We start from the raw sequence: 15,670 nt of genomic DNA, 5'->3' as shown, positions 1-15,670 counted from the left end.
TGCCGCGTCTGCCGTCGATTCGTCGGTGGCTCGTCGCAGCATGTGCAACTCGCACCATTCTCAGCTGTAGTCGACACGCGTCGGACCGTCCGGTCGATGCGGTGTCAGGCCGCGCCTTGGGTCCTCGCCGGACCCGCGGCGACAACCTGCTCTTTGTCTGCCCGAGCCGTCTGCGGCCCGTGGCTGGGCTGCGCATTGCCCGACAGCGAAGCAGCGACCGTCGACCCCTTCCGCCCATGCATACGATGTCCGATCCGTCTCGAATCTTCGCGCGCGTCCTCGAGCTGTTGGCGAGCCTCACCAGGCTGTCGCTCCACGCCGCGGCCGGCAGCGTCACGATCGATCCCGAGGATCGGTCGGCCGCGCGGGCGGCGCGACAGGCCGGGTGCTTCACCAGGGAGACGGCGGACGAATTGCGGCGGCTGAGCGCGCTCGATTCGCGAGTGCTGCTGGGGACGCGCGGCGGGGTGCTCGATCGGGGGATCGTCGACGGGCTCGGCGAGCAGCTGCGGCCGATGCGTGCCCCGGCGTCGCGCGGCTGGCGGACGGGGGTGGCGCGGTCGATGCCGCGGCTGGCGACGCTGCCGCGCTTCATGTCCTCGGCGCTGTCCCTGCCGAGCCCGCTCGGGCGCGGGGCGTTGCTCGACCGGCTCGTCGTCACTCACAGCACCGACAGCCGGGACGTGCCGTCGCGCTGCGAGCACCCGCGCGTGCTCGCCGGCCGCTGAATCACCGCGAGGTCTTCCGATGGACGCACCGATGCATGACCTCCCGTTGTTCGACCTCACTCGCGCCAGCTTGCTGTCGGTCCGGCAGCCGCGCAGCACCGAGGTGGCGGTGAGGTTGCTGATGACCGCGCTGCTGATGATCGTGATCGCGCTGGTGCTGGTGCCGTGGCAGCAGAGCGTGGCGGGACAGGGCCGCGTGATCGCCTACGCGCCGCTCGATCGCCAGCACGCGATCGAGGCGCCGATCGACGGGCGCCTGCAGACCTGGCACGTCGAGGAGGGCACGCACGTGAAGGCCGGCGATCCGATCGCCGACATCAGCGACAACGACCCGGAGATCCTGGCGCGGCTCGAGCGAGAGCGGCTGGCGATCGAGGCGCGCAAGATGGCGGCCCAGAGCTCGGTCGACGTCAGCAAGGCGAAGATCACGGCGCTCGAGCTGAGCCGCACTGCGCAGTCGTCGTCGGCGGGGCTGCGGGCGCGGATGGGTCGCGACCGCCAGGACGCGGCCCAGCGAGCGGTGGACGCGGCGACCTCGGCCAACGAGACGGCGCGGCTCAACCTCGTGCGCACGCAGGCGCTGTTCGACGAGGGGCTGACCTCGACCCGCGACCTCGAGCTGGCGCGGCTCGAGGTCGCCACCCGCGCCGCCGACCTCGACTCCTCGCGGGCCTCGCTCAAGGCGTCGGTGCGCGAGATCGGGGCGCTCGACGCCGACGCCGACGCGGTCGACACCACCGCGCGCGCCAACATCGAGGAGGCGCGCAGCGCCCTGGCGGCGGCCGAGAGCAACCTCGCCGGCGCCGAGGCCGACCTGGTCCAGCTCGAGGTGCGAGTGGCGCGGCAGCGGCGGATGAAGATCGTCGCGCCGCGCGACGGGACGATCCTGAAGCTGATCGGGCGCCACGGCGCCGACATGGTCGCGGCCGGCGACGTCATCGCGACCTTCGTGCCCGACATGGGCGCGTGCGCGGTCGAGCTGTGGGTGGGCGGCAGGGACGGCCCGCTGATCTCGCCCGGCCGCAAGGTCCGCCTGCAGTTCGAGGGCTGGCCGGCGGTGCAGTTCGTCGGCTGGCCTTCGGTCGCGGTCGGCACGTTCGGCGGGGTCGTGGAGTTCGTCGACGCGCTCGCCGACGAGAGCGGCCGCTACCGCGTGGTCGTGTCGCCCGACCCCGACGATCTGCCGTGGCCCGACAACCGCTGGCTGCGCCAGGGCGTGCGCGCGAACGGCTGGGTCCTGCTCGAGCGGGTCCGCCTCGGGTTCGAGCTGTGGCGCCAGATCAACGGCTTCCCGCCCGCGCTCGGCGCGGCGCCGGGCGGCGCAGGGTCGTGAAGGGGACCATGTCTCGAAGGACATGTGATCTTCGGGAGACCGAGGTCGTGGATTGACTGTCCCGAAGGACATGTGTCCTGGCTGCGCAGGCGGGCGCGGCCCGGCCCGGTGAGGGCGGCGCCTGGCGGGCGTTGATCCGCCGGGTGCCGACGACGCGGACGGATCCGCCCCGTGAGGGGAGCTCGCGCGCGCGAGCGGCCGTTCATCGCCGGGGTCGCGCGGTGCCGAGCGGAGCGTCCCGGGCGCCCGAGCCGTGGCCACGCCTCCGCGGGAATATGTATAGATGTCCGATAGGACATTAAACATAGGCGCCTGACTCGCCGGTTCGCGGCGATCGTCGGGCGCCGCCCGGGCCGCCGCGACGGCGGCCGCGTGGCCGGGCGCGGACGCGCGTCGAGCCGCGGATATCTGGCCAGGACGCACATTGCAATCGCCGCCTCGCTCGAATGTGAGCCGCGGGCGGCGCGGCCGACATGACGCATTTTTTATCGTTGCACCGCGATCCGGGCGATCCATGAACCTCGGTCGAGTCCGGAGCCCAATACCCGGATCGGAGGCGAAACATGCGGCTCGAACATGCATTCACGAAGTGCCCGGGCACCAAGAAGGGCGATCCGGCGGAGCACCTCATCGACGGGGTCGACGAGGGTCAGTACGACCACACGGTCGTGGAGATGATGTCGACGGCGTCGGCCTGGTCGTACGGCGGTATGTCGACGTACACCGACCGGTTGTGCCATATGGGGCTCGACGGCGAGGCCGTGGGCATCTGCGTGCGCAACGATGCGATCCTCGTCGACGCGGCGGCCTACCTGTTCCAGAGCGCCGACAAGCGGCTCGGGATCCTGACCGTCCGCGGCATCGAGCAGGACGACATCATCCGCTGGCTCACCGACCCGCGGGCGACGATGACCCCGTTCCCGTCGGTCGGCTCGGTCCACGGCGGCCTCTATCGCAGCGGCATGGCCCTCTGGCCGACCCTGCGCGAATTCCTGGCAGCGTTGTACACGGGCAAGCCGCTCGGCAAGCGGCTGGTCGAGCTGTCCCCGAAGAAGCCGGGGAAGCGGCCCGAGAGCGAGGTCGAGCAGATCGGCAAGAAGAAGCCGGCGCTCGAGGCGCTCTACATCACGGGGCACAGCACGGGTGGCTCGCTCGCCGGTATGGCGACGGCCGGTATCCATATCGACCCGAAGCTCGCGCCGATGCGAAAGCTGGTGCGCGGGCTCTATGCCTACGGCCCGGCGATGTTCGCCGACCCGACGCTCGCCAGGACCCTCGACAAGCTGTTCGGCGACAAGACCTATCGCTTCATGTACGAGAACGACTTCGTCACGAAGATGCCGCCGCGGGTCGTCGGGCGCTATATGCACTTCGGCCGCCAGCTGGTCTCGTCCGGACGCGACGGGGTGTGGGTCGAGGAGCTGCGGCTCGACCGCCAGCTGCGGGCGCGCCTGACCGCGAACGTGATCGGCGCGATGTCCTGTGCGAAGGACGCGATGTGTCTGTCGATGTTGCCGACGATGACGTTCGCGTGGGGCGACCACTCGCCGACCAACTATATGCGGATCTCGCGGAACGCCTACGCCGGCCTGGCCCATCCGTGAGCGTGCGGGCGGGCTCGAGCCCAAAGCTCGAGCCCGCCCGGTCGTGGTGTGTGGATTCGAGAGACGGGCGGCGCTCAGGCGTCGCCCGGCTCGCGGTCGTCGAGGGGCGCAGGGCGGCCCACGCCGCGCAGCGCCGCGAGGCCGGCGGCCGCGAGCGCGAGGTGAGACAGCGGATCGCCGGCGTTCGCGTCGCAGCCGCAGCCGGCGGCGTCACCGTCGGCGCCGCCGCTGGCGCTGTCGCCGGTCGATCCCGCCGTCGAATCGCCGGTGGTGGTATTCGCGTCGCCCGTGGTCGGCGCGCCGCCGGTGGTCGGATCGCCGGTGTCGCCGTCGGTGCCGCTCGCGGTGCCGGCCGAAGTGGTGGGGCCGTCGGTGCTGCTGCCGTCGCCGGTCGTGTCGTCGCCGGTGCTGCCGTCGCTGCCGGTGCTGCTGTCGTCGCCGGTGGTGCCGGGCTGCTCGACCTCGGGGAACGGGCCGCGCACGGCGAGGGTGAGGCCGTCGCCCTGGATGTTGACGAACAGGGTCTTGCCGTCGGGCGAGAAGCACACGCCGGCGAACTCGCTGTCGCTCTGGGCGTTGCGGGCGAAGTCGTAGACCTCGCCGGTCGGCGCGAGGACGCGGACGAAGTTGTCGCCGTCGCCGTCCTCGGCCATGAACACCTCGCCCCACGGGGCGACGCAGATGTTGTCGGGCATGTCGAGCAGGTCCTTGTCGTCGGAGCGGGCCAGCAGCTCGAGCGTGGTGCCGCGGTCGCCGTCGACGAGCTTGAAGATCTGGCCGCCGGCCGCCGGCCCGCCGCTGGTCGAGCAGACGTAGACGGCGCCCTCGAAGTACCAGATGCCCTCGCCGCGGATGATCAGCGCGGCGCCCTTGTCCTGGGCCTCCTCGCGCAGGCTGTCGCCGGCCGGGTCGGGCTCGTCGATGTCGACCCATTCACACTGCACGACCTCGGTCACGTCCATGTTGGTGGTCAGGAAGTTGTCCTGATCGAGGACCTTGAGCGCCTGCAGCTTGCCGGTGAACGGATCGGCCTTGTCGGCGGGCACGAAGCGGTACAGGCAGCTGTCGGCGCGATCCTCGGTGAGGTAGGCGACGAGCGTGTCGGGGTCGACGCACGCGGCCTCGTGATAGCAGCGACCGTAGCCGACGATCCGCTGCGGCATCTGCACGGTCTCGGCGTCGGTCTTGCACAAGAACACGTAGCCGTGGCCGTCGTCCACGTTCTCCTCGCACGAGAGCCAGCCCCACGGCGACACGCCGCCGGCGCAATTGCGGATCGTGCCGACCAGCACGAGGTTGCTCGCCAGGACCTCGAGGGTGTCGGCGTCGAGCACGGTGCGGGTCACGCCGCCGACTGCGTCGGGGTCGTAGGCCTCGGGCGGCGGGTCCTGGCCGTCGGCGTACGGGCTGTCCGAGGCGTCGGGGCTGAGCTCGTGGTTGCGCATCAGGACGATGGTGTTGTTCGGGCCCGCGAACGCGCCCATCGCGTCCGGCGCACCGGGCACGCGGTAGCCGTCCGTCATCGCGTCGCCGGTCTGGCTGACGATCGTGTAGGTGAAGCCCGCGGGCAGATCGAGGATGCCCTCGGGGTCAGGGACGAGGGCGCCGTAATCCGCCCGGGCGGTGCGATGATACGAGAACACCAGGGGCAGGGACGCCGCGGCGGCCATCGCCGCCCCGCCGCGCAGAAAGGTGCGACGCTTGAGCATGAGGTTGGTCGGACGCATGGCGCGCATCCTGGTGAAGCCGTCGGGTGCTGACAAACGACGTCTCGAGCAATGATTCGACCCGAATGTCACGACCCCGGATGCAATGTCACGACCTCACGACGCGCGCGCCCGCGCGTGACCCCGACGTGACGCGCGCGTGGGAGCGGTCTATTTCACGGGAGCGAGACGGGGGCGGTCGCGCCCCCGATAAAGACCGCGCTGCGGGCTGAAGGCCCCGAGGCCGCCGGAGATCTGTGTTACCCTGCGCCCGCAGGTGCAGGACTCCCTCCCAGTCGGCACGCTCATCGACGACCGCTACCGCCTCGTTCGGCTGCTGCGGAAGGGTGGGATGGGCGAGATCTACGCCGCGGAGCACATCCATACCCACAAGCGGGTGGCGATCAAGCTGTTGCGCGAGCCGTGGAGCCGCGAGCCGATCACCCGCGAGCGGTTCAAGCGCGAGGCGCAGGCGACGTCGCAGATCGTCCACGACCATATCGTCGAGACGCTCGACTTCGGGGTGACGCCCGAAGGGGTCTGCTACCTGGTGATGGAGCTGCTCTACGGCGAGGACCTGCAAGCGACGCTGCTGCGCGAGGGCCGGCTGCCGCTGCGGCGCGCGGCCGACATCGTGCTGCAGATCTGCAGCGCCCTGGCCGAGGCGCACCGCCACGGCATCATCCACCGCGACCTCAAGCCGGGCAACTGCTTCCGCGTCGGCTTCCGCGGGGTGCAGGACTTCATCAAGCTGATCGACTTCGGCATCGCCAAGCGGCTGCCCCGCGGCGACGACAACATCAGCCAGGAGACGGTCGGGCTCACCGCCGAGGGCACGATCCTCGGCACCAGCTTCTACATGGCCCCGGAGCAGTCGACCGGCGGGCCCATCGACCACCGCATCGACGTCTACGCCGCCGGCGTGGTGCTGTTCCAGCTCGTCACGGGCAAGCTGCCGTTCCGCGGCCCGACCGCCGCCGACACGTACCGCCTGATCCTCACCGCCGAGGTGCCCTCGGCCCGCAAGCTCGCGCCCGAGGCCGAGCTGCCGGCCGCGCTCGACGAGCTGTTCCGCAAGGCCCTGCACAAGCAGCCCGAGAAGCGCATCGGCTCGATGGACGAGCTCGGCGCGGCGATCGCGGCGGTGGTGTCACATGCCTCGAAGGACAGGCCCAGGGGCGACAGCGCGGTCGTGGCCGCCCGCGACGCGGCGGCCGAGAACCGCCGCGGGCTGCGGATCGTCGGCACAGTGGCGCTGGTCGCCGCGCTGGTGACGGCGCTGGTGATCGCCGTGGTCTTGCGGACATGACTGGAAGGGCATGTCCCGGGGAGCATGTCCGCTATGCGACCTCGAGCACCCGCTGCAGCTCCGGCCGGCGGTATTCGGCGCCGCCGGTGAGCACCGTGAGGTTGGCGAGGATCTGGGCCTCGCCGGCGCCGTGGGTGTGACCGCAGAGGACGGTGAGCCGGCGCTCGGGCCGGGCCGCGGCGGCCTCGCGCAGGACGTCGCCGACGGCCGCGCAGGTGAAGTAGGGCTGCCAGTCGAGGTCGGAGTGGCGCCCCTCGTGCCAGCAAGCCTCGGCGAACGGCGGCACGTGGGTGACGACGACGACCTCGGCGAACTCGCGCAGGGCGTCGCGCAGCAGCGGGCGCAGGGCGGCGGCCTCGGCGTCCCCGCGGGCCCGCAGCTCGGCGTGCAGGCGCGTGCGATCGGTGCCGCGGAACTGGCGCGGGTTGGCGCGCGCGGCCGGATCGATGGTGTCGGCCAGCTCCTCGATGTGGAAGAAGTCGTTGAGCACCACGGGGGTGGTGTCGGGGTTGCCGATCCGCGCGTCGGCCCAGCCGTCGCACCCGATCAGAGCTGTCCGATCGGTCAGGCGGACGACCCCGGCCGCCGGGAGCCACGAGAGCCGCGGCCGCCGGGCCCCGAGGTCGAGCACGGCCGCGCGCACGGCCGCGACCGAGCTGCCGTAGTAGTCGTGGTTGCCGAGGACGAAGTAGATCGGCCCGGGCACGCCCTGCGCGAGCAGGCGCAGGTGATGCTCGAGGTGCTCGGCGTGCGAGAGGTCGCCGCTCAGCACGAGCGCGTCGGCCCGCGGCGCGGCGAGCTCGGCCGCGAATCGCCGCACCTGCTCGTCGTCGAGGAAGTCGAGGTGGATGTCGGTCGCCCAGGCGAGGCGCACCACCGAAGCATAGCCCGCCGCGCACGGGGGCGGCAGACGAAGGATTCTGCGGCATGGGATGGGCGAGGGCGCTTCGCGGACCTCCTCGGGAGGCGCCGATCGCGGTACAGTGGGCGACATGGCATGGATCCGGATCGTCGACCCCGAGCACGCTGACGGCCTCCTCGCGCGGATCTACCGCGCCGCGCTCGCGCGCGCCGGCAAGATCTTCAACGTGCTGCGGATCCAGAGCGTCCAGCCGCGCGTCCTGCAGACGTCGCTCGACCTGTACCGCGAACTGATGTTCGGCCCCGGTCCGCTGTCGCGGGCGCAGCGCGAGATGATCGCAGTCGCGGTGTCCCGCACCAACAAGTGCGTGTATTGAACGCGCGCGCACAGCGACGACCTCCGGGCCGAGGTCGAGGCACAACCCGATGTCCACGCGATCGCCGACGCGCTCGAGCGCGACCCGGACACTGCCGTCCTGTCGCCAGCCGACCGGGCGATGATCGACGTCGCGGTGGCGCTGACGCGCGACAGCAAGGCGCTCGGCAAGCCCGAGATCGAGGGCCTGCGCGCCCACGGGTTCGACGACGTGGCGATCCACCAGATCGTGCAGATCACTGCGCTGTTCAATTATTACAATCGGCTGGTCGACGGCCTCGGCGGAGAGTTCGAGCCCGAATGGGGCGAGGACCCGCTGGCGCCCGGGCGCAAGCGGTGAGGGCAGGACGCCGCTGTTCTGCCGGGGTGATCGGGCGGAATCCGCGGCGAGCGGGAGACAGGGCGCGTGCGGCGGTGTACCCTCCTGGCATGCCTTCGAACCGTCGCCCGTTCGTCCTGCTCGGCCTCGTCGCGCTGCTCGTCGCCGTGGCGACGCTGGTCACCCCGCTGTGGGTGATGCGCCCGTTCCGCCCGCAAGGGCCGACCGAGCTGGCGGTGGCGCTGTGGGTGCTGCGGTTCGGGCCGTGGCTGTTGTTTGCAGCGGGCGTGATGGCGGTGACCGCATTGGTGCGAGCATGGCCGGGCGGCTGGTGGCGACGCTCGGGGGCGATCGTGATGCTGCTGCTGACGCTCGGCGCCGGGGCGATGTCGCGGGTGAACGTGTTCGAACAGATGTTCGCGCCGCTGCCGGCGCCCAGGTTCGCCGACGCCGCCGAATCGGGGCTGCCGGGCGAGGCCATCGTGATGGCGGTTCGCGTGGGAGACCAGGCGCGGGCGTACCCGGTCGAGGTGATGGCCTACCACCACGTGCTCAACGACGTCGTGGGAGAGGCTCCGCTGGTCGTGACATATTGAACGCTCTGCCACACCGGTCTGGTGTGATTCGTCGGCGTGCAAGTCATCGAGAGTACTGGGCTTTCGGGCGCTGGTGTCGAGGCTGTGCCCAAATTTTACCAAAACCACCCCAGGGGATCAAGGCCGCGCGGGGCAACTTCACGCTGAGCGCAACCGCCTCTCGGTGTATCCTCATGGCCTATGTCAACGCGACGTCCCTTCGTACTCCTCGGCCTTGGTGCGCTGCTCATCGCGCTGGCGACCTTGATCACGCCGCTGTGGGTGATGCGCCCGTTCCGACCGCAGGGTCCGACTGAGCTGGCCGTCGCGCTGTGGGTGCTGCGCTTCGGACCGTGGCTGCTCCTTGGGGCAGGTCTCATGGCCGCGGCTGCTGTGGTGCGCGCCTGGCCCGGCGGGTGGTGGCGGCGGAGCGGCGCGGTGGTGATGCTACTGCTGACGCTCGGCGCGGGCGGGCTGTCACGGATCAACGTGTTCGAGAAGATGTTCGAGCCGATGCCGGCGCCGCGCTTCGCGGCGGCGAGTGAGTCGGGCCTGCCCGACGAGGCGATCGTGATGGCGGTGCGCGTGGGCGAGGCGGCGCGGGCGTACCCGGTTGAGGTGATGGCCTACCATCACGTGCTCAATGACGTCGTCGGAGATCAGCCGATCGTCGTGACATATTGAACGCTTTGCCACACTGGTCTAGTGTGGGCGCGGACAATCCAGGGCAAGACGCTGACATTCCACCTCGCGGGGATCCACAACCAGAACTTCCTTATGCGCGACGAGGAGACGGGGAGCTTCTGGCAGCAGGTGAGCGGCGAGTGCATCGCGGGGCCGATGACGGGGGCGCAGCTCGAGCGGGTCCACAGCGACGAGCTGACGGTCGCGCGCTTCCGGGTCGAGTCATCCGCGGGGCAGGTGCTCCTCGGCGAACCTGACCGTGTGGGCAGCTACGAGCGCGACTGGGAGCCCGGTATCGACAAGCTGCCGACGGTCGTCGACACGAGCGACTCGCTGCTGCCTCCGCGGGCGCTCGTCGCTGGGATCGTGGTGAGCGGGCAGGCGAGGGCGTACGAGGCGAGCCGGCTGGCGGCCGATCCGGTGATCCTCGACGAGTTGGGCGAGGTGCCAGTTGTGCTGTGGTCCGGCGGCGGGCGGATGCTGCGGGCATTCGAGCGGCGCTTGGACGGCAAGACTTTGCTGCTCGCGCCAGCCGACGCGGAGCATCTGCGCGACGCCGAGGGGAGCCTGTGGGACTTCCGCGGCTGCGCGGTGAAGGTAGCGGCCGCAAAGGCGGATGACGCGACAGCCGGACCCTCGTGCATGACGCCGGTACCCGTCCTTTGGGACTATTGGTTCGATTGGAGGGCGTACAACCCAGAGACCGACATTTACGGGCGATGAGCTACCCCCGGAAACCCAGCCCAAACGGACGAGGCGTTGTGGTTCGGAATGGTCAGTCCAGCGCAATCCCGAGGTCATACGCGAGAAGCGTCGGGATGTTCGCCGAGCCGTCGGCGACGTGCTCAAGTCGTCGGAGCGGTACGCAGACGCCTTGACGCCATGCGTACCACCCATCGAGCGGGACGGACGGACCGTTCGTCGCGTATTGCGCCTGGCGGGTAGCAACGCAGCCGACGCCGTCTTTTGTGTGCATGGTAAGTAGCAATTCACCCGAAGCTACGGACCACAGCTTCACCTGACCCGACCAATCACCGACCACGAGGTACTGGCCGTCGGTGCTAAAGGCCAGGCTGCTCACGCGAAATCCGTGCCCGCGGAGCTCGTGGAGGCGCTCCTGCGAGCGCGCGTCGAACAAGTAGACGCTGTCGCCGCTGGCGGCCGCAAGCAACGGAGCCTGAGGTGCGAATCGTAGCTTGTCGATCAGCATGCCGCTGGTCTTCAGGACCCCGAGCCGCAACTCGGCGGGCGTCGAGGACGAATTGCCGGGTGAGCCGATACAGCCGAGCAGGTCCCACAGCGTGACTTGGCGACCCTGGCCCCCGGTGGCGAGGAACTCACCGCGCGCATCGACGGCGAGCTGGTAGATGCAGTTGGACTCGGGCCCGAAGAACACCCGCGGACTCTCGCCCTGGCGCCAGATTTCGAACGACGCGCGGCCCTTCGACAAGCCCCCAGCGATCACGACGCCTTGGTTCATGTCGACGGTATGCGCTTGGCGGATCACGGTGGCCGAAGGATCCGGCAGTCGGTGGGACAGGACCTTCTCGCCGGTCGACACGTTCCAGGCAGCGATCTCGTGGCGGGGATCGTCGGAGATCCGGCAGACAAAACATCGCCCGTCCGCTGTGAAGTGGCCACGGTCCCAGGCGTTGTCGTCGTGACGTTCGCAGCGATCGAGGACGTTGCGCACGGAATCATCGAAGCCCTCATATACGAGCGAATGACCGTCTACGATGACGATCCCGGAACCGTCCGGGGCGAGCGTCATCGTGTGCTCGTGGGTGAAGCGCACGCCTCGCTCGGTGCGCAGGCGCGGCAGGGACACATGCAGCGCATAGCTCCTGTACGAGAATACCATCTGTCGATTGTCCGCGGACAGCGCAACTTGAGCGATCGGCGTGGCAGATGCCTCCTGTTCGGCGATCAAGCGGCCTGACGTCGTGTCCCAGACGAACAGCGTGCCCGTGTCGGACAGACTTGCGACGCATTTCCCGTCCGGGGAGAACCGGAGCCGTGAAGCATGCGATGGGCCGCCCTCCAGGTGATGGCTCCAAGCCGAGGCCGCTGTGTTCCACAGAAGTGGGGGTTGAGTATCCCGCGCAAGAGCGATCCACGCGCCGTCCGGCGACCAATCGACGGCGGGAGCCGGTGACAGGGTACGGTTGTTCAACGACGAGACGAGCGGGAGCCCGTCCTCGATGCGGTGGATGAAGAGGTGCAGCGGGGTCTTCAGCAGGAGGTCTCGACCATCGCGTGACACCACCAACGCGCAGTGACTCACTGCCTGCGCTTCGAACTCGCAGAAGGTTTCGATCGTGCCGTCGGCGAGGCGGCGCAGCTCGAGGCGGCCGCTCTCGGGCAAGCAGAGGATGATGTGCTCATCTCCCGGCAACAGCGCCGTGAGCCCTGGGCCCGGCAGGTCAGTAACGAGCGGACGCGGCGCGCTCGACGGCTCCCACAGCCAGAGGCCGCCGTGCGCGGTGACGATCACCAGCAAGCTCCTGTCTCGGCCCCAGGCGGCGAAGCCCACGCCCAGCCCGGCCGGGGTTCTGTGGCTCGCTTTGCTATCCTCGGACATGGACCATAGCGTCAAGACCTGCCCTTCGGTCCAGGCGGCAAGCCATCGACCGTCGGCGGACAGCGCGATCCGATTTTGGCCGAAGTCGGTCGCCTTCCAGCGCCGTGTGGGTCGCAATGAACATGAGGTCCACACGCAGACGTGGCCTGAAGCATCGATCGTAACCAACGAGCGTCCGTCCGGCGTCCAGAGCACGTCATTCGCCCACCAGAACGCCTGAGGGGGGAGCAGGCATTCGATCGCGCCTGTGACCGGGGCGGACGACGAGCCGGGGATCGACCATTCCAGTCGTTCGCACTTGTTGTCGACGAGTGCGGACGCGAAGCCGTGCGGTGCGAGCCAGAGCGTCGCACGGAGGTCGACGGCGTCTATCTCGGCGCCGGTGAAGTCTTGCGGCTTCGTTAGTGATTCGCTGCCATACAGCGAGACCGACCGCAAGGTGGCAGCTCCCCAGTCACAGCCGTCAAGGCACGCGCCGTCCACATCGGTCGCTTGCAAAATCGCGCCCACGAGCGAAGCACCGCTGAGATTGGCGCGGACCAGGCGCGCGCCGACGAGGTGAGACTGGCTCAGGTCGGCTCGTCGGAGGTCCGCGCCGCTGAGGTCGGCGCCATCGAGCCGTGCCCCCAATAGGCGTGCATCCGGCAGGACGGCTCCCTGCAGATGCGCGCCCGCCAGTTGCCAGGGGAGTTCGATGGTCGAGGCCAGGGAATGGTCTCCGATTGCCAGCAACAGTGCGTTCTCGCTGATCTCGGCTCGATAGGACGATGTCAGCACCTCGACAAGTGTGGTGCGAGTCTGCGACCAGCCAGGCATGATCCGAATGAAGGCGCAGAGGTTCGGGCTGAGCCGCGGGCCTGTGAGGACGTCGGGGCCGGTCGCGAGCCCACGCACGAGGTGACTGGCCAGCAGGCACTCGAGGATCATGTCATGAGCGAAGCACACGGATTCCAGCTCGGCCCGGCGTGTCCCTTGCTGGCGGGGCGGCTGGTACGGCGCCACGGGGGTCCGGTCACGGCGGGCGACCTCCTGCATGCGCCATTTCAAGAGCTGTGAGTAGCGCTTCTCGCGGGTGAAGAGGACGGGGTCAATGATGCGAGCGGCCAGCGCCGCGCCTTGCGTTCCCACGTGAGTTTTCAGGGTCTCGACGAGGGCGGCGATCGAAATGCTGTCACCGCTTACGCCGGCAGATTGATGCCAGAGCCTCACGGAGAGGGCCTCCAGGGCGAGCCTGATCTGCTCGCTCGTCAGACAGGGCAGGTGCCGCCCGACGAGCTCGGTCCATGCGTCGAGATAGGCTTCGATGGCAGGAAAAACGCTCTCGGGCACCGGCTCGCGGCCTTTGCGGATGATTTCGAACAGCGCCTGCGCGAGCCGTGGAATTCGCATCAGCGACCACACGCCGGAGGCCACGAGCCGGTTCTGTACGCTCATCTGATTGACAGGATCGCGGAGCTCCGACTCGAGCGCGGAGCGAATGACTTCATCCGGCATGACGAGATCGATCCGCCAATCGGCAAAATCGGGTCGGCTTGTGACGGTGGCGACCAGGATCTTGCTCGTGGGCCCTCTCCATTCCTCGATTTCGGTGGTCACCTCCGTGAGCAGTGTGGCCAGCTCAGTCGGCTGTGCTGGTACGTCGAGGTCGTCGATGATCAGGACGCACTCATTCTTCTGCACCGCGAGCTTGATGGTGGCGATCTCGCGGTCAGTGCAGTTGTCACGCTGCAGTAGATCCGAGATCCGGAACGGCGCTCGCCAGTCGCGGGCGCAGATGAAGAAGACTGGCACCCCGCCTTGCGTCAGTGCATTCTGTGCGAGCTGGGCCGCGAATAGCTGGAGCGTGTGCGTTCGGCCGGAACCCGGGACACCGCGCAGGACTGCGACTGGCTGCGGGCTCTTCCACCAGTCGTGCAGGTGTTTCAGCGCGGGGGCGACTTCTCCGGCCTGCGCGTGGAGAGAGAGGCCATTGCGTCCCGCGACGGACCGGGGGAATTTGGCGAGTCTACGCAGCCGCGATTCATCAGCCGCCGCGCGTCGGATCTCACGCCCGACCGCGATGAAGCCGGGCGGAGGCGGCTCGGGCAGGATGTCGAGGGCAGCCACGGGGACTCCGGAGTGTTTCATCATGCCACGAGCGAGGGCGACGTCTTCGCTGGGCGGGGCGCCTTCATCCACGAGGATCATGTGCCCGCTCGGTAATAGGAGCACCGGTGTGTCGCGCGGCGTGAGGCCGATCCAGGCAGGGCGATGGCCCTGAAGTGCGAGGAGTGAGGCCGCGGTCCGCAAGGATTCGAAGTAGGGAACGAGCTCGTCAAGGGTTCGCGAGCTCCGCGACGCCAGCGCGTCGCGCTCGACGGTCTCGGCCGGTCGCGCTCGCAGCCCGTCGAGCTCGAAGCCCGGCAAGCACTCGATCTCTGTGGGCGACCACAGGCGCAGAGAGCCGTCCGCATGGAACTCGGGCGCCACGGCGGCGTGAATCCGAGTCTCGGGCTGCTTCACGAGCACGAACTGCGCTTCGCGGCGATCGTCCAGTTCGAACGCATAGGCAGCGCGGATCGCCCCACAGAAGTCGCGAACGCTGCGGGTGCGATGCGCGGGCGCAAGCTGCAGCGCGGCGTCTAGGATGCCGCGCATCCGGGATGTCGCTTGCATTCGGTCGAGGAGAGCGCTCGTGACGTGCCAGGCTTGTCCGAAAGCCAGGTGCCCGCCCAACAGGGCAAACAGGGTTGTCATCGCCAATCCGTACACGTCCGCCGCCGGGCCGGCTTCGCTGCGCCCGTCCAAGAGTTCGGGGGCCATGAAGGGGAACGTTCCCAGCGGCGACTGGGTGGTCAGGGGCACATATCCTGGTCCGGACACCAGATCGAAGTCGATGAGTTTGGCGCGGAAATCTCGAGTCACAAGAATGTTGCTCGGATTGACGTCCCGATGGAGCATCCCGGCGTCATGCACGGATGCGAGCGCATCGCCGACCTGAAGGACGAGTGCGAGGAGGTCTCGCCGGCCTAGCGACTCTTCGCTCGCCAATCGTGCGAGCGTGACGCCTTCGACGTGATCCATGACATAATAGTGACGCGACCCCTCGCACGCGATGGGTTCACGGACGACGACGAGACCGGGATGCCGCAAGCGCGACAACGCTTGCGCACCCCGTGAGAAGCGCTTGAGACGAACCTCGTCCTGGGCGTGGCGCTGGTGAAGTACCTTGAGTGCGACGTACTCCGCAGTCTCGGTGTCGACTGCGCGCCAGACCTCGGCAAAGCCTCCCTCTCCGAGCCGCTCCTCCAATCGGTAGCGCTCGCCCCAGATGGCACGAGCCTGCAGGGGGGTGTCAGGGAGCAGGAGCCGCTGGACTTCGAGGATCTCCGTGCTCCTGTTAGGTCGTTCCTGTCGGAGGCGGTCGAAGATTTCGAGCGTGATGAAGCCTTGGCGTTCGAGACAACCCACGACCGCGTCCGCGAGCATCCGCAACGTCGCGGCCGCGCCAGGAAGATCGTGTCGGAGCTCGTATGGGTCGACGAAACGTCGCAGTTCTGGATCGTCGAATAACGTCACGAGGAGCTCGGAGAGCCGCTGGGAACGCATTGGTGC

11 protein-coding genes are annotated in these 15,670 nt (G+C 69.0%); 8 read left to right on the top strand and 3 right to left on the bottom strand.

From position 1 onward, the window contains the following. Positions 1–236 precede the first annotated feature (236 nt). The 3 genes from O0S08_RS30565 (at position 237) to O0S08_RS30555 (ending at position 3,665) form a co-directional block, all read left to right on the top strand. Complete coding sequence (locus tag O0S08_RS30565; protein WP_269032879.1) at positions 237–728, top strand: hypothetical protein; 492 nt, start codon at positions 237–239, stop codon at positions 726–728. Between the two features lie 31 nt (positions 729–759). Further along, the gene (locus O0S08_RS30560; RefSeq protein ID WP_269032878.1) at positions 760–2,061 is read left to right on the top strand and encodes an HlyD family secretion protein; all 1,302 of its coding nucleotides are present in this window, start codon (positions 760–762) and stop codon (positions 2,059–2,061) included. Between the two features lie 563 nt (positions 2,062–2,624). Beyond that, entirely contained in the window at positions 2,625–3,665 is a 1,041-nt protein-coding gene (locus tag O0S08_RS30555) for a lipase family protein (RefSeq protein WP_269032877.1), read from the top strand. Positions 3,666–3,739: 74 nt separating this feature from the next. Here O0S08_RS30555 and O0S08_RS30550 read toward each other — a convergent pair whose 3' ends face one another. Further along, entirely contained in the window at positions 3,740–5,392 is a 1,653-nt protein-coding gene (locus tag O0S08_RS30550) for an alkaline phosphatase PhoX (protein WP_269032876.1), read from the bottom strand. A 256-nt stretch (positions 5,393–5,648) separates the two neighbouring features. On the opposite strand from O0S08_RS30550, the gene O0S08_RS30545 reads away from it, so the two are divergent. Further along, complete coding sequence (locus O0S08_RS30545; protein ID WP_269032875.1) at positions 5,649–6,680, top strand: serine/threonine-protein kinase; 1,032 nt, start codon at positions 5,649–5,651, stop codon at positions 6,678–6,680. Between the two features lie 31 nt (positions 6,681–6,711). On the opposite strand, the gene O0S08_RS30540 is transcribed toward O0S08_RS30545, so the two are convergent. Then, positions 6,712–7,554, bottom strand: a complete 843-nt coding sequence (locus tag O0S08_RS30540; RefSeq protein ID WP_269032874.1) for a metallophosphoesterase family protein — start codon at positions 7,552–7,554, stop codon at positions 6,712–6,714. A 118-nt stretch (positions 7,555–7,672) separates the two neighbouring features. Between O0S08_RS30540 and O0S08_RS30535 the strand changes: the two genes are divergently transcribed. The 4 genes from O0S08_RS30535 to O0S08_RS30520 all read left to right on the top strand — a co-directional run bounded on the left by O0S08_RS30535 (position 7,673) and on the right by O0S08_RS30520 (position 10,218). Beyond that, positions 7,673–7,918, top strand: a complete 246-nt coding sequence (locus tag O0S08_RS30535) for a carboxymuconolactone decarboxylase family protein (protein ID WP_269032873.1) — start codon at positions 7,673–7,675, stop codon at positions 7,916–7,918. A 120-nt stretch (positions 7,919–8,038) separates the two neighbouring features. Beyond that, on the top strand, positions 8,039–8,257 hold the full coding sequence (locus O0S08_RS30530) for a carboxymuconolactone decarboxylase family protein (RefSeq protein WP_269032872.1): 219 nt from the start codon (positions 8,039–8,041) through the stop codon (positions 8,255–8,257). 89 nt (positions 8,258–8,346) lie between these two features. After that, entirely contained in the window at positions 8,347–8,832 is a 486-nt protein-coding gene (locus O0S08_RS30525; RefSeq protein ID WP_269032871.1) for a DUF3179 domain-containing (seleno)protein, read from the top strand. 180 nt (positions 8,833–9,012) lie between these two features. Then, on the top strand, positions 9,013–10,218 hold the full coding sequence (locus tag O0S08_RS30520) for a DUF3179 domain-containing (seleno)protein (RefSeq protein ID WP_308477860.1): 1,206 nt from the start codon (positions 9,013–9,015) through the stop codon (positions 10,216–10,218). A gap of 52 nt (positions 10,219–10,270) precedes the next feature. On the opposite strand, the gene O0S08_RS30515 is transcribed toward O0S08_RS30520, so the two are convergent. After that, the gene (locus O0S08_RS30515) at positions 10,271–15,664 is read right to left on the bottom strand and encodes a protein kinase domain-containing protein (RefSeq protein ID WP_269032870.1); all 5,394 of its coding nucleotides are present in this window, start codon (positions 15,662–15,664) and stop codon (positions 10,271–10,273) included. Between the last annotated feature and the right edge of the window lie 6 nt (positions 15,665–15,670).

Source organism: Nannocystis punicea (assembly GCF_026965555.1).
GTDB lineage: Bacteria > Myxococcota_A > Polyangia > Nannocystales > Nannocystaceae > Nannocystis > Nannocystis punicea.
The sequence above is the reverse complement of the archived record's forward strand: the minus strand, read 5'-3'. Positions and strand labels throughout refer to the sequence as shown.